Annotated in this window: 23 protein-coding genes and 1 pseudogene; 12 read left to right on the plus strand and 12 right to left on the minus strand. The window is 73.9% G+C overall.

The features are described 5' to 3' along the window. Nucleotides 1-129: 129 nt before the first annotated feature. Nucleotides 130-342, minus strand: coding sequence for a hypothetical protein (locus tag ACFXOZ_RS09945; protein ID WP_380589014.1), 213 nt, complete (start codon nucleotides 340-342; stop codon nucleotides 130-132). Between the two features lie 286 nt (nucleotides 343-628). Between ACFXOZ_RS09945 and ACFXOZ_RS09950 the strand changes: the two genes are divergently transcribed. Next, the gene (locus ACFXOZ_RS09950; RefSeq protein WP_380589017.1) at nucleotides 629-934 is read left to right on the plus strand and encodes a hypothetical protein; all 306 of its coding nucleotides are present in this window, start codon (nucleotides 629-631) and stop codon (nucleotides 932-934) included. Beyond that, complete coding sequence (locus ACFXOZ_RS09955) at nucleotides 931-1,113, plus strand: RlpA-like double-psi beta-barrel domain-containing protein (RefSeq protein WP_380589020.1); 183 nt, start codon at nucleotides 931-933, stop codon at nucleotides 1,111-1,113. Before ACFXOZ_RS09950 ends, ACFXOZ_RS09955 begins: the two co-directional genes overlap by 4 nt. A gap of 89 nt (nucleotides 1,114-1,202) precedes the next feature. Here the strand turns inward: ACFXOZ_RS09955 and ACFXOZ_RS09960 are convergent, their stop codons facing one another. Next, nucleotides 1,203-2,111 carry a LysR family transcriptional regulator gene (locus tag ACFXOZ_RS09960; protein ID WP_380525408.1) on the minus strand — a complete coding sequence of 303 codons (909 nt, stop codon included), beginning with the start codon at nucleotides 2,109-2,111 and terminating at the stop codon, nucleotides 1,203-1,205. 225 nt (nucleotides 2,112-2,336) lie between these two features. On the opposite strand from ACFXOZ_RS09960, the gene ACFXOZ_RS09965 reads away from it, so the two are divergent. Further along, nucleotides 2,337-3,362: an FAD-dependent oxidoreductase gene (locus tag ACFXOZ_RS09965; RefSeq protein WP_380589023.1), complete on the plus strand. Its 1,026-nt coding sequence runs from the start codon at nucleotides 2,337-2,339 to the stop codon at nucleotides 3,360-3,362. Nucleotides 3,363-3,451: 89 nt separating this feature from the next. Beyond that, a complete protein-coding gene (locus tag ACFXOZ_RS09970; RefSeq protein ID WP_380589026.1) occupies nucleotides 3,452-4,972 on the plus strand; it encodes a hypothetical protein in 1,521 nt (506 codons plus the stop codon). A gap of 108 nt (nucleotides 4,973-5,080) precedes the next feature. On the opposite strand, the gene ACFXOZ_RS09975 is transcribed toward ACFXOZ_RS09970, so the two are convergent. After that, the gene (locus tag ACFXOZ_RS09975; protein ID WP_380589029.1) at nucleotides 5,081-5,716 is read right to left on the minus strand and encodes a ribosome-inactivating family protein; all 636 of its coding nucleotides are present in this window, start codon (nucleotides 5,714-5,716) and stop codon (nucleotides 5,081-5,083) included. Further along, nucleotides 5,713-6,009 (minus strand): hypothetical protein, encoded by a 297-nt coding sequence (locus ACFXOZ_RS09980; RefSeq protein WP_380525404.1) that lies wholly within the window; start codon nucleotides 6,007-6,009, stop codon nucleotides 5,713-5,715. Before ACFXOZ_RS09980 ends, ACFXOZ_RS09975 begins: the two co-directional genes overlap by 4 nt. Before the next feature lie 373 nt (nucleotides 6,010-6,382). On the opposite strand from ACFXOZ_RS09980, the gene ACFXOZ_RS09985 reads away from it, so the two are divergent. Further along, the gene (locus ACFXOZ_RS09985) at nucleotides 6,383-7,627 is read left to right on the plus strand and encodes a sensor histidine kinase (RefSeq protein ID WP_380589032.1); all 1,245 of its coding nucleotides are present in this window, start codon (nucleotides 6,383-6,385) and stop codon (nucleotides 7,625-7,627) included. Beyond that, nucleotides 7,615-8,262 (plus strand): response regulator, encoded by a 648-nt coding sequence (locus tag ACFXOZ_RS09990; protein WP_380589035.1) that lies wholly within the window; start codon nucleotides 7,615-7,617, stop codon nucleotides 8,260-8,262. The genes ACFXOZ_RS09985 and ACFXOZ_RS09990 overlap by 13 nt, the downstream gene beginning before the upstream one ends. An 86-nt stretch (nucleotides 8,263-8,348) precedes the next feature. Here ACFXOZ_RS09990 and ACFXOZ_RS09995 read toward each other — a convergent pair whose 3' ends face one another. The 4 genes and pseudogenes from ACFXOZ_RS09995 to ACFXOZ_RS10010 form a co-directional block, all read right to left on the minus strand. Next, nucleotides 8,349-8,960, minus strand: coding sequence for a class I SAM-dependent methyltransferase (locus ACFXOZ_RS09995; protein ID WP_375894825.1), 612 nt, complete (start codon nucleotides 8,958-8,960; stop codon nucleotides 8,349-8,351). Nucleotides 8,961-9,105: 145 nt separating this feature from the next. Beyond that, nucleotides 9,106-9,600: a hypothetical protein gene (locus ACFXOZ_RS10000; RefSeq protein WP_380525400.1), complete on the minus strand. Its 495-nt coding sequence runs from the start codon at nucleotides 9,598-9,600 to the stop codon at nucleotides 9,106-9,108. Between the two features lie 249 nt (nucleotides 9,601-9,849). Continuing rightward, nucleotides 9,850-10,206 carry a hypothetical protein gene (locus ACFXOZ_RS10005; protein ID WP_375894442.1) on the minus strand — a complete coding sequence of 119 codons (357 nt, stop codon included), beginning with the start codon at nucleotides 10,204-10,206 and terminating at the stop codon, nucleotides 9,850-9,852. Nucleotides 10,207-10,236: 30 nt separating this feature from the next. Next, nucleotides 10,237-10,734 (minus strand): annotated as a pseudogene (locus ACFXOZ_RS10010) (NUDIX domain-containing protein); the annotation flags it as partial. 284 nt (nucleotides 10,735-11,018) lie between these two features. On the opposite strand from ACFXOZ_RS10010, the gene ACFXOZ_RS10015 reads away from it, so the two are divergent. The 6 genes from ACFXOZ_RS10015 (at nucleotide 11,019) to ACFXOZ_RS10040 (ending at nucleotide 16,086) form a co-directional block, all read left to right on the plus strand. Continuing rightward, nucleotides 11,019-11,501 (plus strand): flavoprotein, encoded by a 483-nt coding sequence (locus ACFXOZ_RS10015; protein WP_380589038.1) that lies wholly within the window; start codon nucleotides 11,019-11,021, stop codon nucleotides 11,499-11,501. Between the two features lie 105 nt (nucleotides 11,502-11,606). Then, a complete protein-coding gene (locus ACFXOZ_RS10020) occupies nucleotides 11,607-12,998 on the plus strand; it encodes an NAD(P)/FAD-dependent oxidoreductase (protein WP_380589041.1) in 1,392 nt (463 codons plus the stop codon). A 69-nt stretch (nucleotides 12,999-13,067) separates the two neighbouring features. Continuing rightward, nucleotides 13,068-14,120, plus strand: coding sequence for a DUF6528 family protein (locus ACFXOZ_RS10025; protein ID WP_380589044.1), 1,053 nt, complete (start codon nucleotides 13,068-13,070; stop codon nucleotides 14,118-14,120). A 265-nt stretch (nucleotides 14,121-14,385) separates the two neighbouring features. Then, nucleotides 14,386-14,697: a hypothetical protein gene (locus ACFXOZ_RS10030; RefSeq protein ID WP_375894358.1), complete on the plus strand. Its 312-nt coding sequence runs from the start codon at nucleotides 14,386-14,388 to the stop codon at nucleotides 14,695-14,697. After that, nucleotides 14,694-15,341 (plus strand): acyl-CoA thioesterase, encoded by a 648-nt coding sequence (locus ACFXOZ_RS10035; RefSeq protein ID WP_380589047.1) that lies wholly within the window; start codon nucleotides 14,694-14,696, stop codon nucleotides 15,339-15,341. Before ACFXOZ_RS10030 ends, ACFXOZ_RS10035 begins: the two co-directional genes overlap by 4 nt. A gap of 349 nt (nucleotides 15,342-15,690) precedes the next feature. Next, entirely contained in the window at nucleotides 15,691-16,086 is a 396-nt protein-coding gene (locus ACFXOZ_RS10040; protein WP_380589050.1) for a DUF2267 domain-containing protein, read from the plus strand. Nucleotides 16,087-16,122: 36 nt separating this feature from the next. Here ACFXOZ_RS10040 and manA read toward each other — a convergent pair whose 3' ends face one another. The 4 genes from manA to ACFXOZ_RS10060 all read right to left on the minus strand — a co-directional run bounded on the left by manA (nucleotide 16,123) and on the right by ACFXOZ_RS10060 (nucleotide 22,748). After that, nucleotides 16,123-17,313, minus strand: coding sequence for a mannose-6-phosphate isomerase, class I (gene manA / locus ACFXOZ_RS10045; protein WP_380589053.1), 1,191 nt, complete (start codon nucleotides 17,311-17,313; stop codon nucleotides 16,123-16,125). 21 nt (nucleotides 17,314-17,334) lie between these two features. Then, on the minus strand, nucleotides 17,335-18,261 hold the full coding sequence (locus ACFXOZ_RS10050; protein WP_380525391.1) for an ROK family protein: 927 nt from the start codon (nucleotides 18,259-18,261) through the stop codon (nucleotides 17,335-17,337). A 67-nt stretch (nucleotides 18,262-18,328) separates the two neighbouring features. After that, nucleotides 18,329-21,382 (minus strand): alpha-mannosidase, encoded by a 3,054-nt coding sequence (locus ACFXOZ_RS10055; RefSeq protein WP_380589056.1) that lies wholly within the window; start codon nucleotides 21,380-21,382, stop codon nucleotides 18,329-18,331. Between the two features lie 73 nt (nucleotides 21,383-21,455). After that, on the minus strand, nucleotides 21,456-22,748 hold the full coding sequence (locus tag ACFXOZ_RS10060) for a glycosyl hydrolase (RefSeq protein ID WP_380589059.1): 1,293 nt from the start codon (nucleotides 22,746-22,748) through the stop codon (nucleotides 21,456-21,458). Between the last annotated feature and the right edge of the window lie 24 nt (nucleotides 22,749-22,772).

The following is a 22,772-nucleotide window of genomic DNA, read 5'->3' on the forward strand; positions in this document are numbered from 1 at the left end:
GAGCGGTAGCGTTCCAGCTCGGGGGTGCCGGGCAGCAGGGTGACCGGGCGGCGGGGTGGCGGTCCGATGGCGGGAGTGCGGCTGTCGGGGTCGGGTGCTGCCCGGGTGCGGGGCGGTGGTGACCGCCCGTCACTGTCCGAGCAGGTGGGCGAAGTCCAGTCCGAGGCTGCCGAGGACGGGCAGTGCGCCGAGGTCGGTCACGCCGCCGACCGGGATGCTGTAGCCCTGGTTCACCTCGCGGGTCGCGGGTGCGGCGGCGGGCGAGGGGGCGGCGAGGGCCGGTGCGGCGAGGGCCGGGGTCAGGGCGGCGCCGAGGAGCAGGGCGGCGAGGGCGGTGCGCATGGGGGCGGGCCTCCGGGGCGGGCGGTCGTGACGGCCTGTCAACACCCTGTGTGGTGGAGCGGTCACGCATCTTCGCCCCTTCGGCCGCATTGGTAAAGATCCTTGCCTTGTGTTCATGGCAACACCGGGGAGGTCTGGACCATGCCGAGGACGGGCGCATACGTTCCTTTCACCGGGTGGGCATCGGATCGTCGGATCGGTCGCCGAACTGCACTGTGGCCTCGGTGACTTCTTGCTGTCATGCCCATGACCTTTCCCGGGATCGTCGAACCGGAGGGAACGAACCATGCGCGCCATCGGCAAGAACCTCAGGATCCTCGCGGGCGCCCCGCTCGCCGCCGCCGCCCTCATCGCCCTGACGGCCGGCTCCGCCAGCGCCGCGATACCGATCAACAAGCCGATGACCGGCAAGGCCACGTACTACACCGACGCGGGCTACGGCGCCTGCGGCACCCAGATCAACGCCTCCAACCAGATGCTGGTCGCCGTCTCGCACACCTGGTGGACCACCGCGAACCCCAACAACGACCCGGTGTGCAAGGGCATCTCGGTCAAGGTCACGTACCAGGGCAAGCCATCACCGTCCCGGTGAAGGACCAGTGTCCGTCCTGCGACTCCACTCACATCGACCTCAGCCAGCCCGCCTTCGCCAAGCTGGCCCCGCTCGACAAGGGCGTGATCAGCGGCCTCACCTGGCAGTTCGTCAAGGCCGGGCTGAACGGCAGGACCGTCGAGCTGTCCGAGCCCGTCACCGGCTCGACCATCGGCTGACGGCCGCCCACCCCGCCGGGCCCACCTCGGCCGCTCGCGCGCGTGCCCACGGGCTCGTGCGCGTGCGTACGGGGGTGGGCCCGGCGGTCTCAACTGCCAGGCGGGGAAGCCGCTGTGGCGCCGAGCCGTGGGGCCATGGCGAGCAGCAGCTGGACCGCCGGGGAGGCCGTCCGGGGGTTGTGGGCCAGGCCCAGTGAGACCGTCGGCGCCGGGCGGGCCAGGCGGCGCAGGCTGACACCGGGGATCCGGAAGACCCGGGCCCGGCCCTCCGGGATCGGCGCGATGCCGTGGCCCGCCGCCACCGCGAGCAGCAGCTGCTCGTCGTCCGGCTCCTCGCGGACGATCCGGGGCGGCCGGTCGGGCCAGAGCTGGCCGGTGATCGACGCGTGCATCCCGGGCCCGTTGTCGCGCGGCCACAGCACCACCGGCTCGTCCCGGATCGCGCCCCGGTCGAGCCGGCCGCGGCCCCGGGCGAGCGGGTGGCCGCTCGGCACCGCGAGCAGCAGTTCCTCCTCGGCGATGACCCGGCAGGCCAGCTCGGGGACGTCCAGCGGCGGACGGACGAAGGCCGCGTCCAGCCGCCCGGCGAGCAGCTCGTCGACGTTGAGGGCGGTCCAGCCGGTCTGCAGGGCGACGTCCACCCGGGGGTAGCGACTGCGGAACTCGCCCATCAGGGTGTCCGAGACGCCGCCGCGGGCCGAGCGGGTGTACGCCACCCGCAGGCTGCCCTGCTGCCCCCGGGCCACCGCCGCGATCCGCCGGTCGGCCTCGGCCACCCGGTGCAGCAGCTGCCGGGCCTCCTCGGCGACCGCGCCGCCGATCGGGGTCAACGTGCAGCCCCTGCTGGTGCGTTCGACCAGCTGCACGCCGAGCTGCCGCTCCAGTGCCTTGATCTGCTGGCTCAGTGCGGGCTGGGCCACCCGCAGTCGGCGGGCGGCCCGGGTGAAGTTCAACTCCTCGGCCAGGACCGCGAAGTAACGCATGCGACGGAGGTCCACCGGGCGATGATAGGCCCGCCGCGGTGGACCGGCGCCGGGCCCGCGCACCGCCCACCGGCGGCGATAAGGGCGCCTTATCGCCGGAGGACGCAACCGGTCTTGGACGCCTCGCCGCCCGCCCCGCTTTCCTGGAGTCCGGACGCCGCGGCCGGATCGGCCGGCGGGGAGTCGGTGGGAGGGGGGGGCACCGTGGGTGTGGGTGTTGGTACGGGTGTTGGTACGGGCGTGGATGCGGATGCGGACCTGGGCGTGGGCCTGGACGTGGTCGTGATCGGCAGCGGGATCATCGGGCTCACCACGGCCCTGCGCCTCCAGGAGCGGGGCCTGCGGGTCGGGGTGGTGACGGCGGACGGGCTGCTGTCCACGGTCTCGGCCGTGGCCGCAGCCGTCTGGTACCCGGTGGGTGTGGAGGCGGGCGGGCAGGTGGCCGCCTGGTCGGCCGCCACCTACGCCGAACTCGCCCGGCAGGCCCGGGCCGGCGTGCCCGGCGTCGTCCTGCGCGACACCTGGATGCCCGCGCTCCGGCATCAGGACGGCGGCACCCCCTGGTGGGGCGCCGGCGTCCCCGACCTGCGCCGACTGGAGCCGGCCGACCTCGCCCCGGCCTACGCGGACGGCTGGCGGTTCACCGCCCCCACGGTCGAGATGCCGCGCTACCTGCCCTGGCTGCTCGGCCGCTTCCGCGAGGGCGGCGGCAAGGTGCTCCACCGGCGGCTCGACACCCTCCGGCAGGCCGGCGCCTGGGCGCCCGTGGTGGTCAACGCGGCCGGCCTCGGCGCCCGGCTGCTGTGCGGCGACGACGCGGTGCGGCCGGTGCGGGGACAGCTCGCCCTGGTGCGCAACCCCGGTCTGCGGGCCTCGCTGCGGATCCAGGACGAACCGGCCGGGTACACCTACGTCCACCCGCGCAGCCGGGACGTCGTCCTCGGCGGCACCTTCGAGGAGGGCAGCTGGGACCTCCGCGGCGACCGGGCGGCGGCCGAGGCGATCCTGGCCCGGTGCGCGGTGCACGTCCCCGAGCTGCGCGGAGCCGAACTCATCGGCTGCCCGGTCGGCCTGCGGCCCGACCGCAGGGGCGGGGTGCGGCTGGCGGTCGAGGAGTCGGCCGATGGGGAAGCGGTGGGCGGGGAGGCGGCGGCCGGGCTCCGGATCGTGCACAACTACGGGCACGGCGGCGCGGGCGTGACACTGAGCTGGGGGTGTGCGGACGCGGTGGTGGAGCTGGTCGGGGCGGGTGCCCGGATCCGATGATTCGTCCTGCGGGGTGCGGCCGTCGGTGACTAGAATCCCGGTCCGTCGTGCGGTCGTTCCGCCCCGAAATCCATTCCTGCGGAGGAGTCTTGGCCTCGATCACCCTCGACGCCGAGCGCCGCGTCCGCGCCGACGCCGGACGCGTCCGGATCGCCGCCGTCGACGCGCTGCGCTCGCTCGGCTTCCAGGTCACCTCGGAGCAGGCCACCGTGGTGGAGGCCCGGCGCGGCTCGGTCGTGCGCTCCGCCATGCTGCTGCCCGACGAAGTCCCGCTCGCGGCGCGGCTCCAGTTCGCCGCCGCTGCCGCGGCCGACGGGAACGGCACCACGGTTGCGGTGCACCTCACCGACCGGGCCGTCTCGGTGGTCGCCCTCGGTGTGCAGTCCCCGTACGTGACGGCGTACCAGAACGCGCTGTTCGCCCTCGACCGGGCGCTGACCGCCCTCGACCCCGAGGCGGCGACGGACTTCCCGCAGCCCCGCTGGTGGACCAGCGCACCCCAGGCCGAGACGCTGGCCCGGCACCACCAGACCGGGCAACGGGTGGTCGGCGGGGTCACCGCCATGATCAACGACCGGCTCTCCGGCACCCCCCGGCGCACCGGGCCCTCGCTCTGGAGCGGGGTGCAGGGCGCCGTCTTCCACTCCCGCGCGGGCGTACTCGGCCTGGACCACTCCGCCCTGGCCGCCCTGCTGGCGATACCGGTGATGATGAGCAGCCGGCCGGACGGCGTACCGGAACAACTCGGCGCCGGAGTAGCCCGGTTGGCCGCCGAGGTGGAGGGCTGCCTGGCGGCGGTCGGGTTCGGTGTGGTGGACGTGCGGATCGGCAGCGAACAGCGCCCCGTCTTCGAGTTCCTGTACCGCCAGTTCGGCATCCGCTCCCAGTTGCCGGTCCGCACCCTGTGCACCTGCCGGGACTGCCGGCAGACCAAGGTGGTGAACCTGGACCTCCAGCGGATGCGGGAACGGCGGAGGCGGCTCAAGCTCATCACCACCGTCGTCCGGGCCGGCCACGGCAAGAACGGTGAGATCAACCCCTTCGCGATGATCGGGGCGTTCCTCCAACAGGGCAAGGTCGAGCCCGACTTCATCTGCTCGCGCTGCGAGAGCACGGCGGCCGACGAACACCCGGTGACCTTCTGCCCGGGCTGCGGGGACATGCGTACGGAGGGGGCGCTGATCAGCTGCGGCGAGTGCGGGTACGACTTCGAGGCGCTGGTGGCGGGGCTGGCGGTGTGGGGCGCGGCGCCGCCTCCGGTGCCGCCGGTGCCGCCGGTCGCGCCCCCGCCACCGGTGGCGCCGCCGCGCCCGGCCGTGCCGCCGATGCCGGCCGTGGCCCCGATGCCGGCGCCGCCCACGGAGCCGCCCGTTGCCCCGCCCGTTGCCCCGCCCGCCGCGTCGCCTGCTGTGCCGCCCGGCTTCGGCCCGCCGCCCGAGGGCTTCACCCCGCCGCCGCCCCCGACCTGCGGCATCTGCGGCGGCAGCTACCCCGTGTTGTGGTCCGTCCAGGTCCTGGACGGCGCCAACCCCCGTCCCCTCACCGTCTGCCGCACCTCCCCGCACTGCTCCCCGCCCTCGGTGATCGCCCCGGTGCGGATGCCGTCCTGAGGCGGGTGGTGCGACCCGCGTTCCGCGCAGGGCTGATACCGGGCCACGGCCGCCACCGAGTGCTCTCGGTGGCGGCCGTGGCGGTTCTCCGGGCAGGTGGGGATGCCGTCAGTGGGCGGTTCCGTGGGTCAGGAAGGGAGCGATCCTCGGCGTTCCGGTGCCGATCCCGTTGACGATGTCGCTGATGCTGCTGTAGTTGCGGCCGTCGATCCTGACGGTGGGGCGCTGGGAGTCACCGTTCTGCTCCCGGTAGACGAGGCGCGACAGCTCGTCCCAGCTGTTCTCCAGGCCGGCTCCGAAGGGGCCCAGGTTGTCGTAGCGCTGGGCGCCGTCCTGCTGTCCGCCGGTCTCGATCGAGGCGGCGATGCGGTTCTCGATCCAACCGAAACGGGCCGCCTCGGAGGTCGCTCCGATCATGGCGGCGAGTGGGGCGCGGGCTTGGTCCCGGGAGCCTTCGGAGACCCCGAAGAGCGTGCTGAGGAAGCCGTAGAAGGCCGCTCCGCTGTAGCGCTGGGCACCGCGGGCCTCGGGGCTGGCGAGGTCCGAGTAGTGGGAGGAGTACCGGAGGTTCTCGAGGAGGCCGTCCCGCGGGTAGGCGGCGGCGAACCGGGTGCTGAGGTACGTCGGAGCGTCGCTGAACCGCCAGTTCCGCCCCGAGGCGGTGAAGCCGTCGAGGTACAGGTTGTCGAGGCGCAGGTAGAGCGAGAGCCGGTGCGTGTTGATCGGGTCGCTGTAGTCGTTCACGCTGATCTCGATGTACCGCCCGGTGGCCGTGGTGGTCCGTGCCAGGCGGGGGCGATGCTGGTTCCGGAGAGCTCCCTGAGCTGCCTGATCATGCTCCGGTAGCTCGCCGCGGGACGGCTGCCCCCAGCGGCGAGTCCGGTGATGTCCCAGGTGACGACCGACCAGTAGTTGCTGGTGTCGGCCTTGGCGGTCGGGGCGGCCTTGAACTGGGCCACGGAGAACAGGGCGACGAGTGAGAGCAGGAGCGCCGTCAGGCGCTTCGAGCCGCCGAGGGAGCGGTTTGCTGCGGGCATGGACCAGGGGGCCTTTCTGGGCGTGCATGACATGGTGCTGCGGTGGTGCGTCGGGCAGGGCCTGACGCGTACGGCGATACATACTCCGTATGTACGGAACCATGGGCCGACGATGCCCGCGGGTTCAGCCGGTGGACAACGGCTTCGGAGGCCGGTTCCTGAATCTGCCGGTCCGGGTCGCGCTCGCGCCACAGGGCGAAGCAGTGGAACGCCGCCGAGGCCAGGCCGGCAGGCCATGGGGCGCTGCCGAACCGTCAAGAACGGGACTGGACGTCCGCTGGGACCCGGCCCCGGCGTGGTGGTACTGGGTTCACCAGGGATGCGGATACAAGATCCATAGCGGGCCCGTGTCGGGGTGCTCTAACGTCGAGCCATGACGATTCCACCCCGGTTGGGGCGCCTGGCGCGGCGGGCGCGGCGGGACACCGGCTTCCTGGCCACGGGTGTCCCGCTGCACCTGGCGCTGGTGCCCGTGTGGGCCTGGGGCGCGGCGACCATTGCCAGGACGGGGGACTGGGCGCTCGTGCTCCCGGTGTCCGTCGCCCTGGTCCTGAGCGGCGTCCCGGTGCTGACGATGGTTCAGCGGTACCGGCACCGGGCGCTGCTCGGGGTGGACATCCGTCGCCCGGCGCCCGTGCCGCAGCGGTGGTCGCCCGCCACGGCCCTGCGGTGGCTCGCCTCGCCGCGCGCCTGGCGCCAGGTCGGGTACCACCTGGTGCTGGGCCCGCCGGCGGCCCTGGCGGAGCTGTTGGTGCTGGTGGCGGCGGCGGTGGGTCTGGCGGGCGCCACCGGGTACGGCTGGGTGTGGGCGCTGCCGGTCGGGGCGCGGCGCGTATGGTTCGGCTGGGCGACGCTGATGCCGTGCTACACCGTGCTCGGCCTCCTGCTGCTGTCCCTCCTGCCCTGGCTCGCCGGGGTGGTGGCCCGGGCGGAGTCGCGCTCCGCCGCGGCGCTGCTCGGACCCAGCCGGGCCGATCGGCTCCAGGAGCGGGTCGCGTACCTGGCGACCAGCCGCACCGATCTGATCGAGGCGGTCGATGCCGAGCGCCGCCGGATCGAGCGCGACCTGCACGACGGCACCCAGCAGCGGCTGGTCTCGCTGGCGGTCAACCTGGGACTGGCCATGGCCACCAGCCCCGACCTGCCGGGCGAGACCCGTGCGATGCTGGCGGAAGCGCACCTGGAGGCGAAGGCGGCGATCGCCGAACTCGGCGATATGGTACGCGGGTTGCATCCGGCGGTGCTCGAGGACCGGGGCCTGGATGCGGCGTTGTCCGGACTGGCCGCCCGCGTTCCGCTGCCGGTGCGCCTGCGGGTCGAGCTGCCGGAACGGGCGGCGCCCGCCGTGGAGTCGGTTGCGTACTTCGTGATCTCCGAGGCGCTGGCGAACGTGACCAAGCACGCCGGCGCCTCGCGGGTCGAGGTGACGGTCCGACGGGTCGGGACGGTCCTGCGGTTGAACGTCACCGACGACGGGCTGGGCGGCGCCGACCCCTCCGGTGGTACGGGGTTGAGCGGGCTGGCCAAGCGGGTGGGCTCCGTCGACGGCGTCCTCCGGCTCAGCAGCCCCGTCGGGGGACCGACGACCGTGACGGTGGAGCTGCCGTGCGCGCGGTGATCGCCGAGGACTCGGTGCTGTTGCGGGTCGGCCTGGTCAAGGTACTGGAGATGGGCGGCTTCCAGGTCGTCGCCGAAGTCGGCGATGCGGAGGCGCTGTTGGCCGCCGTCGAGGAGCACCGGCCCGAACTCGCCCTGGTGGACGTCCGGATGCCGCCCACCTTCACCGACGAGGGCGTGCGGGCGGCCACGGCGATCCGCCGCAGCCGGCCGCGCACGGCGGTGGTCCTGCTCTCGCAGTACGTGGAGGAGCGGTACGCCGCTGACCTGTTGGCGAACAACACGAGCGGAGTGGGCTACCTGCTCAAGCAACGCGTGGCCGATGTCCACGACTTCGCGGCAGCGGTACGGCGGGTGGCCGAAGGGGGGACGGCGCTGGACCCCCAGGTCGTCGCCCAACTCCTGCTCCGCCGCGGCGACCCGCTGGCCGCCCTGACCCCGCGCGAGCGGGAGGTGCTGGCCCTGATGGCGGAGGGCCGGTCCAATGCTGGCATCGCCGAGGCGCTGACGGTCGGTGAGAGCGCGGTGGCCAAGCACATCAACAACATCCTCGCCAAACTCGACCTGCCGGTGGCCGATGCGGACCACCGCCGGGTGCTCGCCGTGCTGCGCTTCCTGGGCGCGTCCAGGGACTGAGCCCCGGGAGCGGGGGCGGGCCCCCTGGTGCGCGTCCAGTCCCGTCGTGGTCCTCGGGCACCCGTGCGGCCGCGCGCACGGTGGCGTCAGGCGTGGATCGGACGCAGCACCGCGTAGTACGCGAACGGCGGACCGTACAGCCGGGCGACCCGCAGCCCGGCTCCCTCCGCCAGGCTGATCAGCGAGGACGGCCGGATCTGGTGCCGGTCGAAGAACTCGCCGACCACCAACCGCCCGAACGGCTTCAACGTCCGGCGCAGCTCGGCCAGCGTGCGCGCCGGATCCGGGATCTCGCCCAGCGCCGTCACCAGGTAGGCCGCATCGAACGAGCCGTCCGCAAAAGGAAGTTCATGTGCGTCGGCGCAGGTCGGCACGATGGTGCCGACACCCTGCTCCTTGGCCCGGCGGCCCACGTGGTCGAGCATCTCCTGCTGGATGTCCACGATGTCCAGCTGCCCGTCCGGGCCCAGCTGCGGTGCGACGTGCAGCGACTGCAGGCCGGTTCCGGGGCCGATCTCCAGGATCCTCTCGCCCTCCCGGGCCTGCAGCACGTGGTCCAGACGCTTCAAGGTCAGGAACGGCAGTGGCAGGTCGAGCAGCCAGTGCTGGGAGTACGGGTACGGCGCGGAGTCGGTGAACCACCAGGTGGCGACGGCGGCGGCAGCGCCCGCGCCGATCAATGCTCGTGAATTCCTCATCATTCCTCCATAAATGTCCGACTAAGGCCATCGAGAGCAGTTCTGATGGTCCGTCAGGTGTGTTTGTGTGCAGTCGACTTGCGTCGGAGCGCCGACGCTGCGGACCGGACCGCAGGCGCGCCGATCACGTCACGAGCTGTTCCGCTCAGCGGCCCGGCCGAGGGAAGGTCCGGGTCGCGAGAACCGCGCAGGCCAGCGCCAGCGGCACCTCGGCGAAGGCCGCCATGAGCGCCGCCTGCGTGAAGTCCGAACCCGGGGCGGCCGTCATGGTGTCGAACCAGGCGTCGACCAGCAGCAGGGCCGAGGTCGCGGCGGAGGCCAGGCAGGCCCGGCGGTCGCCGCGCCTGAGGAGCAGTCCGGTGGAGAGCAGGCCGAGCGCCTCAAGGCCGTCCAGACCCGTCCACGTCCAGGCCCAGTGCGAGGCCCGAGCGGTGGCCGGCAGTCCGGTGTGCAGGAAGACCAGCCAGGGAATCATCGCCAGCCCGAGCGCGGTGAGGACCGTGGCCCCCCGGCGAAGCAGCAGGGGGAGCGCCGAAGCGGCCGCGGCCTTCGGAAGGATCCGCCGGGCACCGGCGTCCGAACCGGCGTCCCCGCCGACCGGACGGAGCGAATGAACGCCGGTCGGCTGAGTGCTCGCCATGACACCTGACTCCCTCCCGTGCCCGTTCCTCGGGCACGGCATCAGCATGTCGTTCGCGCGCGCCGGAGGCAGTAGCGCTCCTATCCGAGTTGATGGTGGTGCTAGGTACCGTCCGTCAGGGCGGCCATGACCGACTTCGCGGCGACCGCTTCTCGCGCGGCGGCCGCGCGACCAACTCCGGCGACGCGGCGCGGGTCTGCGCCCGCGCCCGCGCCCGCGCCTGCGGACTCGCAGGCGCGGGCGGGAGGGTCAGAGGTGGCGTTCGACGGCCTCGAAGATGTCGGCGTCGGTCTCCTGCTGCCACTTGGGGAGGTCGTCCCAGTCGGCGGTGTAGGCGGGTTTGGGGGCGGCGATGTGGTGGTGGATCTGGGCGATCCAGCAGAGGGCGACGAAGCGGCCCTTCTGCTCGCGGGTGAGCTTCGAGGTGCTCCCGCCGCTGACGGTGATGAAATCGCGGACCTGGCCGAACACGGCGGCTGCGGCAGCCCGTTCCCAGTCGGGCGTCTCCTCCCAGGGGGAGACGTAGCCGGGCTTGGGATCGCCGGGGAAGTGCTTGCGCACCCCGGCGATCCAGGCCTCGCGGAAGATCCGGCCGTCCTCGGTCATGGGGGATTCCTTCTCGGTGGTGGGATCAATCCCGTTGTGCAGGTACCGGGTTCGGCCGTCGGCGAGCGAGTGCAGGGCGGCCTGGAACCGGCGGCGTTGACGGGGGCGGAGCCTGGCGGTGGCCTCGGCGGCGGGGAGGAAGATGGCCTCGGAGAGTTCGTCGTCGTGCGGGCGCACGGCGGCGGCGAGGGCGGGAGCGAGGACGCCGGCGTCGAAGACGAAGGCGAGTTGATCGTCCCAGGGGCCGTGCGGGGCGACCCAGTCGACGACGAGGAGGCGGTGGACGGTGATGTTCAGGCCGAGTTCCTCCCGCAGTTCCCGGACGGCTGCACGGTCGGGCGGCTCGTTGGCCTCCGCCATGCCACCGGGCAGGTCCCAGGCCGGTTTGTAGGTCGGGTTGACGGTGAGGATCCGGCCGACGTCGTCGCGCAGGATGACGTCCGCCGAGACGCGCTTGCGCGCCTGTCGCGCGTTGCCCTCGGCGAGGTGGGCGTTCCAGGCCTCGGTGTCGGTGGTGGTCGGCCTCATGATGGACCTCTCCGGGGCGACGGGATGATGTCGGCGAGCAGGAGGAGTCTGATTCTGCTCGCCCTTCGATGACTTCGCTCGGGTCTGGTTGACGCGCCACCGCTCGCTCTCCTGAAGGCTGGGCCAATAGTACGGCTACGGAGAGTGTGGTGACTCCGACTCGGAGTCATGGGATCGGAGGGGCGCCGGGGGCGGGCGTTGGGGGGCCTCTGTGGAGGTATGCGGGAAGATCGTGCATGCGGATCTGGTGGTGGGCTGCTAGGTAAGAGAGGGGCGTGCGGGTGATGCCGATGCTCTATGTGGTGGTGTGTGCGGCCGGAGTGGCCAATGGTGTGCCGGAGTTGGTCTCCGCCGCGCAGGGGCGGGGGTGGTCCGTCGGGGTGGTGGCGACTCCGTTGGCGATGGGGTTCATCGACGTGGAAGGGCTTGAGGAGCAGACGGGTTTCCCGATCCGGTCCGCCTGGCGGAAGCCCGGGGATCCCCGTCCGCTGCCCGACCCGGACGCGCTGGTGGTCTCGCCGGCCACCTTCAACACGATCAACAAGTGGAGCGCCGGGATCTCGGACACCCTCGCGCTGGGCATCCTCTGCGAGTCCTACGGCTGGGGCATCCCCGTCGCCGTCCAGCCCTGTCTGAGCGCGGCCCAGGCGGCGCACCCGGCGTACGGGGAGAGCCTGGAGCGGCTGCGGCGGATGGGCGTGCGGATCGCGGAGTTCACGCCCGGGTCGTACAGCTGGACCCGGGCGCTGGACCTGCTGGGGGACTGACAGGGTGGCTGGTCCGGCGGCCCGATCCTGGCAGTGTGCGGGTGTTGCCCCGTGAGCGGCCCGGAGTAGCGTCCGGGCAGGTCGGCGACGGTGTGGGAGGTTCCGGTGGCAGCGGTCAACGGCGAGGTGTCGTTCTGGTACGCGGCGGAGGGGGTTCCGCAGCCGGGCCCTGCCCTGCCGGGAGACCGGGACGTGGACGTCTGCGTCGTCGGCGGCGGGTACACCGGACTGTGGACGGCCTACTACGTGAAGAAGGCCGAACCCGGCCTGCGGGTAGCCCTGTTGGAGCGCCGATTCTGCGGCTACGGCGCCTCGGGGCGCAACGGCGGGTGGCTGTACAACGGCTTCGCCGGCCGCGGGGCCTTCGCCAGGACGTACGGCCGGGGCCGGGCGGCGGCGATGCAGCGGGTGATGGACGCAGCGGTCGGCGAGGTCGTGGAGACCGCGGCCGCGGAGGGGATCGAGGCGGACGTCGTCCGGGGCGGGGTGCTCGAAGTGGCCCGGAGCGGGCCGCAGTTGGAGCGGTTGAAGGCCTTCGTCGAAACCGAGCGGGGCTACGGAGAGGGCCGGGTGGAGGAGCTCTCCGCGAAGGAGGCCGGCGGGCGCGTCAACGCCGCGGGCATCCTCGGCGGGGCGTGGTCCCCGTACGGGGCCCGGATCCAGCCGGCCAAGCTCGTGCGCGGCCTGGCGCGGGTGGTACGGGAGTTGGGGGTCGAGGTGTACGAGGGCACGCCCGTCACCGGGATCGTCCCCGGCGGCGACGGCCGCCGTCCGCGCGCCGTGACGCCGTACGGCACCGTCACCGCCGACCGCGTGCTGCGCGCCACCGAGGGGTTCACCGCCGGGCTGCGCGGCGAGCGGCGGACCTGGCTGCCGATGAACTCGGCGATGGTGGCCACCGAGCCGCTGTCCGCGGAGTTCTGGGCGGAGGCCGGCTGGCAGGGCCGGGAGGTGCTCGGGGACTTCGCGCATGCCTACATGTACGCCCAGCGGACCGCCGACGACCGGATCGCCCTCGGCGGGCGGGGCGTGCCGTACCGCTTCGGCTCGCGGACGGACTCGGACGGCAGTACCCAGGTGGAGACGGTGCGCCAGCTGCGCCGGATCCTGAACGACTTCTTCCCCGCCGCCGCGCACGCCCGGATCGACCACGCCTGGGCCGGGGTGCTGGGCGTCCCCCGGGACTGGTGCGCGACGGTGGAGCTGGACCGGGCGAGCGGGCTCGGCTGGGCGGGCGGGTACGTCGGCAGTGGGGTGACCACCACCAACCTGGCCGGCCGCACCCTGCGCGACCTGGTGCTGGGGCGGGACACCGAACTCACCGCGCTGCCCTGGGTGGGGCACACCGTGCGGCGCTGGGAGCCGGAGCCGCTGCGCTGGCTGGGGGTGCAGGCGATGTACGCCGCGTACCACGCCGCCGACCGGCAGGAGGCGGCCGGACGGGCCACCACCTCGCCGATCGCCCGGGTCGCGGACCTGGTCTCCGGGCGAATCTGACGGGCCGTTCGGCCGAGGCGCGCGGCTGGTCTGCCGGGTGCCGCGCCGTGCGCCGCGCACCGTTGGGGCGTGCTGAGGAGAACCCTGCCGGCCCTGTGCCTCGCCCTGCTGCTCTGCGTGCCCGCGGGCCGCGCGTATGCCGCCCGTGCCGCGTCCGTTGCCCATGGCGCGTCGGTCACCCGCGCCGCGTCCGCCGCACCGGACGCCGCGCGGGACGGGGAGGTGGTCGCCGTGGACCAGGCGTCCCGCCGCGTCCTCGTGCTGCGGGGGGTCGATGAGCTGACGGAGTATCAGGGCGTCGACCGTCCGCCCGTCGTGTGGTCCTGGGCGGCCGACCGGGCGTCCGACCTCGGCGACCTGGACCCCGAGCAGAGCTGGATCGACCCGGACGAGGCGAAGGGCCGGACCCTGGACGGCCGGCACTACCTGCTGACCACGGCCTCCGGCGGGCTCGCCGCCGTCGTCGACACCGCCACCGGCGCCAGCCGCTGGGCGGCGGACCTCGGCGGGGACGTCAATCCGCACAGCATCGAGCTGCTCCCGGACGGCAACGTCGCGGTCGCCGCGAGTGCCGGCGGGTGGGTACGGCTGTACGCCGCCTCGCAGGGCTCCCGGGCCACCGCCCATGCGACGTTCCGGCTCCCCGGCGCGCACGGGGTGCACTGGGACGAGCGGACCGGCCTGCTCTGGGTGCTCGGCGACGGTGAGCTGACCGGGCTGCGGGTCGGCGGAGACCCGGACGCGCCCGCCCTGACCGCCGTCCGCAGTGCCCCGCTGCCCGACCAGGGCGGTCATGACCTCGCGCCCGTCCTGGGCTCGCCGGGCCGGTTCTGGGTGAGCACCCTGAACGGCCTCTGGCAGTACGACCCCGCCGCCGACGGGTTCACCGCCGTCCATCTGGCCGATCCCGCCGATCCCGCCCGTTCCGCAGATCCGGCCGAGGAGCGGGACGTCAAGAGCATCGGTGACGAGCCCGGCACCGGGCGGCTGCTCACGGTGGTCCCGGACCACTCCCCGGCCTGCGACTGGTGCACCTCGGTGATCCGCCTGCACCGCCCCGAGAGGACGTGGAAGTTGACCGGCACGCAGCTGTACAAGGCGCGCTGGTGGGGTGGCTGGTAGCAGATCCGTGACGGACAGTAGTCGATCTTGGTCGGCGGGTCGGCGATACCACCCGTTCTGCTTACCGCGTTCGGCTGATGGGGCATATTGTGTACCCCGGCAAACTACTCCAATGGAAGTCAGTTTCCCCTCAGCGTCCGAAAACCATCTGCGGACCTGCGCCGACTGGGATAGCGTCGAAGCCGTCGGGGGGCCGACACCGATCGGGTGTATTCGAACGTCAGCTACCGGGCCGTAACGGCCCGAATTGGTCCTGGAGAAAAGCATGCGGAATTCCCCGGAGGAAAGCCGGTCGGACGTCATCGACGATCTGCAGCTCGCGGTCGACTCGCTGGCGGCATTTCCGGCCCGGAATGCGGCCGGAACGGCGGACGTGACCGAGCGACTCGCGGCGGTCGCCGCACTCTGCCGGTCGGTCGACACGGTGCTCGACAGCCTGGTCGTGCAGGCCGCCGCGGAGGCGGCCGAGGAGGGCTGGACCGCGGCCCGGATGGCGGCCGAACAGTCCGGCTACTACGCCAGGTTGCAGCGGGCGCTGCTCCCCACCGTCGCCGGCGCCGGGCTGACGGAGCAGTGAGCGCCCTGCGTCCGGGCGTGCACGTGCTGTCCTGCCCCACCCGGTGGAGCGACGTCGACGAGAACGGGCACATCAACAACGCCCGGCTGGTCGGCTACGTCCAGGAGGGGATTTACGACCTGTTCCGCCACCACGCGACCGCCGTCCGGCAATCGCTGTTCCCGTCCGGATTCATTATCGCCCGGCACGAGATCGATTACCTGGAACAGTTGCACCACCGCCCCGAGCCTTTGTCGGTGCGGCTGACGGTGGAACACCTCGGGCGGAGTTCCGCGCACGTCGAGGTGAATGTCTGCCGGGAACCGCTCACGTTTATGCGGGCGCGGACCGTGGTGGTCGCACGGGACCCGGAATCCGGGCGTTCGCGCAAACTCAGCCAGAACGAGCGGCGCTTTCTGGCGGCGTTTATGTCGGTCTCGGCGGCCGGCCCGGCGCCGGACACGGCGCGTGGCGACCGCCGGGCGGGCGGCCTTCCCGCTGCCGCTGCCGCTGGTGCCGCTGCGGCGGCCCGGGCGCAGGCGTCTGTGCAGGCGCCGGTCCCGGCCTCGGAGTCGGACCCGGTGCGCTGGGCGCCGGCCCGGCTGGGTGGCGGGGTGGGCTCGCCGCGCGGTCCGCGTCGGCGGTGTCGTACCTCGGCGGGCTGAACCGCCCGCTGAGCCGCCCGGCGACTGAGCCGCCCGGCGACCGTGGGCTCCCGTGCCGGTGACGGCGCGGGCCGGCGGCGTGATCGACAACGGCGTCGATCCGTCGGTCCGGCCCCTCCCGTCCGGCCCCTCCCGGACCGCTTCCGCCGCACCGCAAGGGCACGGCGTCAGGGTTCCGTTCAGGACCGCCGCCCCACCCGCAGCGGCGGGTCCGCCCGGTCCGGAGCGCAGTACGCTGAGCAGCACGGGAACCGGTACGTCCCCCGGCGGTGACGGGCTGCGACCAGCAGCCTCCCTGGACCATCGGCCGCCGACCCGGCCCGGTCCCGCCGACCGGAAGGAGGACGCGATGACCATCTCCTGGGAGGACTTCCTCGCCCGTGTCGTGGAGCGCGGCGAGTACCGGGGCGAGGCGGAGGCGGACCACGCCGTCCGGGTCGTGCTCTGCCTGCTGGGTGAGCACTTGGTGGGTTCGGAGCGCGGCGAACTCGCCGGGGCGCTGCCCGCCACGTACGCGACGCTGCTCCGGGACGCCCGGCCCGCCGCCGAGCCGCTGACCGCCGAGCGCTTCGTCGAGGCCGTGGTGGGCTGGATCGACGGCGCCACGACCGCGACCGCGCAGTGGGACATCGGGGCGGTGCTGAGCACCCTGGCCGAACTCGTCCCGGGGGAGCTGGTCGACCGGGTGGTCGAGCAGCTGCCGGACGGCTACGACCTGCTCTTCGGCCACCCGCTGCCCGCGTGAACAACCCCGCGTGCACAACCCTGCGGGTCAGGGCGCCTAGGGCACGCCCCAGCGGCCGGTGGTGGCCCGGAACAGCTCCGCGCCCGGCCCGGTCAGCTCGACCGGCCCGGCGCCCGGGGGCAGGTACGCCGAGGCGCCCCGGGGCAGGTCGAGGCCGGGGTGTCCGGGGGCGTGCAGCCGGGCGCTGCCCGCGGTGCAGAGCAGGATCTGCGGGGTGGGCAGCTCGATCCGGACGGGGGCGGCCGACGGGTGCAGCCGGGAGAGCCGGAACTCCGCGGCGGGGGAAGGGAATTCGGCCTCGACGGCGGTCAGTGGGCGGGCTTCGAGGACGGCGGGCGCGGCCGCCCGGAAGTCGGTGACGGCCAGCAGTCCGGCCACGTCGACGTGCTTGCCGGTGAGCCCGCAGCGCAGCACGTTGTCCGAGTTGGCCATCAACTCGACGCCCACGCCCCGGAGGTACGCGTGCGGCACCCCGGCGGCGAGGTAGAGCGCCTGGCCGGCGGCGAGCCGGACGTGGTTGAGCAGCAGCGCGGCGAGCAGGCCAGGGTCGCCGGGGTACTCCTCGGCGAGCCGGGCGTAGGCCGCGCAGGTGTCCGCGTGGGGGCCGCCGGAGGCGGCGGTGCGGCGCAGCGCCCCGGCCACGGTGGTGAGTTGGGGAGCGTCGGCGGCCAGTGCCCGGCGCAGCAGTGCGGGCAGTGCCTCGGCGGCGGGCCGCTCGCGCAGGGTGGCCGCCCAGGGGGCGAGCACGCCGAGGGCGTCCAGCAGCCGGGCCGTGGCGGCGGTCGGGCGGAAGCCGCAGAGGGCCTCGAAGTCACCGAGGGCGCCCAGCAGTTCGGGCTTGTGGGAGCGGTCCTTGTACACCCGCTCCGGGGCGGTGGGCGGGATGCCCCGGGCCTCTTCGGCGGCGTACCCGGCCTCGGCCTGGGCGCGGGTGGGGTGGACCTGCAGGGAGAGCGCCCGGTCGGCGGCCAGCACCTTGAACAGGAAGGGCAGTTCCGGGCCGAACCGCCGTACGGTGTCCGGCCCGAGCAGGCCGTCCGGGTCGGCGGCGATCAGTGCGTCGAGCGCCCGGCCGCCGGCCCGGGAGGGCGCGGAGGGGTGGGCGCCCATCCACAGTTCGGCCTGCGGGGTGCCGTCGGGGGCGGTGCGGGTGAGGGCGGGGATGGCGGTGGGGGAGCCCCAGGGGTAGTGGCGGACCGGGTTGTCGAGCAGGGTGTAGGGCGGCATGCCAGGGGTCTCCCGGGGCTGTCAGCGGCAGAGCGCGGCGGCGCCGATCAGCCCGGCGTCGGTGCCGAGCTCGGCGCGGCGCACGTCCAGGCCTCGGACGTAGGACAGGGCGGCGTAGCGGTCCAGGTGGCGGGCGAGCGGGGCGAACAGCACCTCCCCGGCGGTGGCGACGCCGCCGCCGACCACCACCCGGTGGAGGTCGACCAGGGCGGCGGTGGCGGCGATCCCGGCGGCCAGGGCCTGGGCGGCCCGGTCGAAGGAGGCCAGCGCGACCGGGTCGCCCGCGGCGGCGGAGGCGGCCACGGCGCGGGCGGTGGCGTCCTCGCCGGGCGGGCGCCAGCCCTCGGCGAGGGCCCGGCGGGCGATCGCGGTGCCGCTGGCGAGGCCCTCCAGGCAGCCGCGGGAGCCGCACGGGCAGGGCTCGCCGTCCAGGTCGACGGTGATGTGCCCGAGGTGTCCGGCGTTGCCGCTGGGGCCGGGGCGCACGGCGCCGTCCAGCACCAGTCCGGCGCCGACGCCGGTGGACACCACCAGGCAGAGCGCGTTGGCGGCGCCCCGGGCGGCGCCCTGCCAGTGCTCGGCGGCGGCCATCGCGACGCCGTCGCCCGCCAGGCGGACCGGGAGTCCGGCCACCGCCGGGTGCGCGGCGACCTCGGCGACCAGCGGGAAGCCCCGCCAGCCGGGGATGTTGACCGGGCTGACGGTGCCGTCGGCAAGGTCGACCGGGCCGGCGCTGCCGATGCCGACGGCCGTCACGGCGGCCCAGTCGGGGGTGCCGGCCAGCTGCTCCAGCACCTTGTGCACGACGGCGAGCACGGCCGGGCCCGGCTCCCGGGCGGGGGTGGGCAGTTGCAGCCGGTGCCGCAGCCGGCCGGTGCCGTCGACCAGGGCGCCGGCGATCTTGGTGCCGCCGACGTCGACGGCGGCGAACAGGGGGGTGAGCGGCATGGCGGGCTCCAGGAGGGGTCGGCGGCGCCCCGGCCGGGCGGGCCGGGGCGCCTTCACCGTACGTCGGTCAGCGGGCGGGGCTGAGGCGCAGCGTGACGAGTTCGAACGGGCGCAGTGCCAGGCGCACCGCGCCGTCCTCGACCGTCACCTCGCCGCGGGTGCCGTCCCAGGGCCGTTCCAGCAGGTCGCAGGGGACGGCGCCGGCCAGCGGGAAGGAGGTGCTGAGCCGGCCCCGGGCGCGGCCGCCGCCGGCCTCGTAGACCCGGACGACCAGGTCGCCGCTGCGGTCGTCGGCGAGCTTGACGGCGCTGACCACCAGGGCGTCGTGGTCCACCTCGACCAGCGGCGCGACCCGCTCGGCGGTGCCGGTGACCCGCCGCTCGGGCAGGCCGATCCGGTAGCCCTCGCGGACGGCGTCGCCGATCGCGGCGCCGGGGACCAGCGCGTGCCGGAAGCGGTGCAGCCCCTGGTCGGTCTTCGGGTCGGGGAAGCGCGGGGCGCGCAGCAGCGAGAAGCGGACCGTGGTGGTGGTGCCGCCGTCGTCGGCGCGCACGGTGCGGGTGACGTCGTGGCCGTAGGTGGAGGCGGTCACCAGCGCGACGCCCCAGCCGGGCTCGTCCAGGTGGACGAAGCGGTGGTTGCAGGCCTCGAACTTGGCGGCGTCCCAGCTGGTGTTGGTGTGGGTGGGCCGGTAGAGGTGGCCGAACTGGGTCTCGGCGGCGTACCGCTCGGTGTGGACGTCCAGCGGGAAGGCGGCCTTGAGGAACTTCTCGGTCTCGTGCCAGTCGACCTCGGTGTCGATGTCGAGCCGCTGCTCGCCCGGGTGCAGGGTGAGGGTCTGGACGACGGTGGAGGAGCCGAAGGAGCGGGCGATCCTGACCTCGGCCCGGCCGTCGGCGGCCGTGGCGGTGAGGGAGTCGACGCCGGTCAGGTCGGTGACGGTGTTGCGGTAGAACTGGTCCACGTCCCAGGCGTCCCACATGTTGGGGAAGTCGGGGTGCAGCTGGAGCAGGTTGGCCCGGCTGCCGGGGGCGACGGTCTCCCGGCCGGTGGCGAGCTCGACGGCCGAGCCGATCAGGCCGTCGGCGTCGACCACCACCTCCAGCAGGCCGTTGCGCAGGGTGAACCCGCCGCCGTCGAGCGCAGTGACGGTGGCGGCCGGGGCGTCCGTGGTGGCGACGGCCGCGCCGCCCGCCGGGACGGCCGAACGGGCGTGCGGAGCGGAGTTGAACACCAACTCCCGCCCGCCGTCGGCGGATCCGGCCAGTGCCTGCTGGGCCGCGTCGATCAGCTCCGCCAGCTCCCGGGCCAGCGCCGCGTAGGTGGCCTCGGCCTCGCGGTGCACCCAGGCGATCGAGGAGCCGGGCAGGATGTCGTGGAACTGGTGCAGCAGCACCGTCTTCCAGATCCGGTCCAACTGCTCGTACGGGTACGCGTACGGCTGCTCGGCGCCCGCGCGCAACGCGGCGGTGGAGCACCAGAGTTCGGCCTCGCGCAGCAGGTTCTCGCTGCGCCGGTTGCCCTGCTTGGTCTTCGCCTGGCTGGTCAGGGTGGCCCGGTGCAGCTCCAGGTAGAGCTCGCCGACCCAGACCGGCGGGTCGGGGTACTCGGCCTCGGCCTTGGCGAAGAACTCGGCGGGGTTCTCCCAGCGGACGGTGGCCGAGCCCTCCAAGTCCCGCAGCCGGGCGGCCTTGCCGACCATCTCGCGGGTCGTCCCGCCGCCGCCGTCGCCCCAGCCGGTCGGGGCGATCGAGTGCCGGGCCACCCCCTTGTCCTTGAAGTTCCGTGCCGCGTGGGCGATCTCGCTGCCCTTCATGGAGCAGTTGTAGGTGTCCACGGGCGGGAAGTGGGTGAAGATGCGGGTCCCGTCGATGCCCTCCCAGAGGAAGGTGTGGTGCGGGAACCTGTTCACCTGGCTCCAGGAGATCTTCTGGGTCAGCAGCCACTTGGAGCCGGCGTTGCGGATGATCTGCGGCAGGCCGCCGGTGAAGCCGAAGGTGTCGGGCAGCCAGGCCTCGTGGTTCTCGACCCCGAACTCCTCCAGGAAGAACCGCTTGCCGTGCACGAACTGCCGGGCCATCGCCTCCGAGCTCGGCATGTTGGTGTCGGACTCCACCCACATGCCGCCCGCCGGGACGAACCGGCCCTCGGCGACGGCCTTGCGCACCCGGGCGTACACCTCCGGGCGGTGCTCCTTGATCCAGGCGTACTGCTGCGCCTGGGACATGGTGTAGCGGAACTCCGGCTCGTCCTCCAGCAGGGCGGTCATGTTGGCGGTGGTCCGGGCCACCTTGCGCACCGTCTCGCGCAGCGGCCACAGCCAGGCGGAGTCGATGTGGGCGTGGCCGATCGCGCTGATCCGGTGCGCGGACGGCACGGCGGGCGCGGCCAGGACGGCGGTCAGCTCCGAACGGGCCGCGGCGGCCGTGCCGTTGACGTCCTGGAGGTCGATCGCGTCCAGTGCGCGCTCGACCGCGCGCAGCACCTCCCAGCGGCGGGCGCCGTCCACCGGGAGCTCGGCCATCAGCTCGCCGAGCACCTCCAGGTCCAGCGACAGCTGCCAGACGGTGTCGTCGAAGACGGCGAGGTCCATCCGGGCGAGCTTGTACTGCGGACGGTCCCCGGCCGTCTCCTTGTCGCCCAACTCGGTCGGCAGGAAGGGGTGGTAGTCCAGGATCACCGGGTTGGCGGCGGCCTCGACGTGCAGCAGCACCTGCTCGCCGCCGGCCGCCGGGGCGGCGATCCGCACCCACTGGTTGCGCGGGTTGAGGCCCTTCACCGGGCTGCCGTCCGGGCGGTAGACCAGGCCCTCGCACTGGAAGCCGGGCATGTTGGCGTCGAAGCCGAGGTCGATCAGCGCCTCGACCGTCCGTCCGGCCCAGGCCTGCGGCACCGTGCCGGACACCGTCAGCCAACTGGTGCCCCAGGGCGCGCCCCAGGCGTCGCCGACGGCGATCGGGGTGCGCGGCGCGGCCAGGCCCTCGGCGACCGGGACGGGCTCGCCGGGGGCGGTCCAGATGCCGACCTCCAGCGGGACGGACTCCGGGTACACGGCCGGGAGGATGCGCTCCTCCAGGACGCGCTTGAGGCGGGACTCGACGAGGGTGCGGTCATCGTGCATGGCGGCAGGCTCCGTTGCGTGCGGGAGGGCAGTTGCTGGGGGAGGGCGGTGGAAGGGAGGGGGACGGCGCGGACTACAGAGAACCTACGTCGGCGGGGTGGACCACCTCGGTGATACCGCGCGCCGCCAGGTGCGCCGCGTCCCCGGCGCGTTCGGCGAGCACGGTGGTCGGGCGGGCGCCGGCCTCGGCGAGGCGCATGAAGGCCTCGTACACCGGGCCGCCGGGGCCGCAGTCCGCGCGGCGCGGGGAGGTGACCTCGTCACCGGTGGCGACCACCACGGCGGTGCCGCGCGGCTTGGGCGGCTGCCAGCTGCGGCGGGCCTCGGCGGCGGCCTCGGCGAGCCGGGCGCCGGCCGGTTTGACCGCCCGGTCGGTGGTCAACAGGCCGAGGCTGTACTCCAGTTCGGGGAAGTCGGCGAGCGAGCGGTCCACATCGTGGGAGCACCACCAGGTGACGCCCCAGAGGTCCGGGCAGTCCAGCACGGCCTCGACGGTGGCGCCGGTGAACCGGGCCGCGTCCGCGGCGGTGATGTGCGGAGCGGGCGCGCCGACCTCCTGCAGCCAGACCGGGCGGGCCGGGTCGTCCGCCCAGGCCTTGGACAGCTCGACCAGGTACGCGGCGTGCTGGGCGGTGGCGGTGGAGTGGGCGCCGTAGCGCTGGGCGGTGCCGTTGAAGACCCAGGAGTGCACGGCGGTGGCGCCGCCGAGGCGGGCCGAGTGCCAAGGCGTGAAGGGGTGTTCGTCCAGGTACCAGGCGGCGTCGTAGGAGGCGTGCAGGTGCAGCCGCCCGGGTGCGCCGTCCTCGCAGGCGGTGAGCATCCGGTGCAGCCAGGCTTCCGCCTCGGCGGGGGTGCAGCGGTCGGGGTCGGGGTGCGGGGCGCCGGAGAACTGGTTGATCTCGTTGCCGAGCGTCATCCCGAGGAAGTTCGGGCGTTCGCGCAGGGCCCCGGCGAGGGTGCGCAGGTAGGCGGCCTGGCCGTCCAGGACCCCGGGGTCGGTGAACAGGTTGCGGCGGTGCCAGGTCTGCGTCCAGGCGGGCAGGAAGTCGAAGCTGGACAGGTGGCCCTGGAGGCCGTCCACCGCGACGTCCAGGCCGCGTTCGCCGGCCGCGTCCACGAGTGCGGTCAGCTGTTCGACGGCGCGCGGGCGGATCAGGGTGCGGTTGGGCTGGAACAGCGGCCAGAGCGGGAAGACCCGGACGTGGTCCAGGCCGAGGGCGGCGACGGAGTCGAAGTCGGCGCGCACGGCGTCCAGGTCGAAGTCGAGCCAGTGGTGGAACCAGCCCTTGCTGGGGGTGTAGTTGACGCCGAAGCGCGGGGCCTTCGGAGTGGTGGAAGCGGTGGAAGCGGCGGAATCGGTGGTCACGGGGGTCACGGGTGGGCTACCTCA

The organism is Kitasatospora sp. NPDC059160 (genome assembly GCF_042755465.1).
Taxonomy (GTDB): Bacteria; Actinomycetota; Actinomycetes; order Streptomycetales; family Streptomycetaceae; genus Kitasatospora.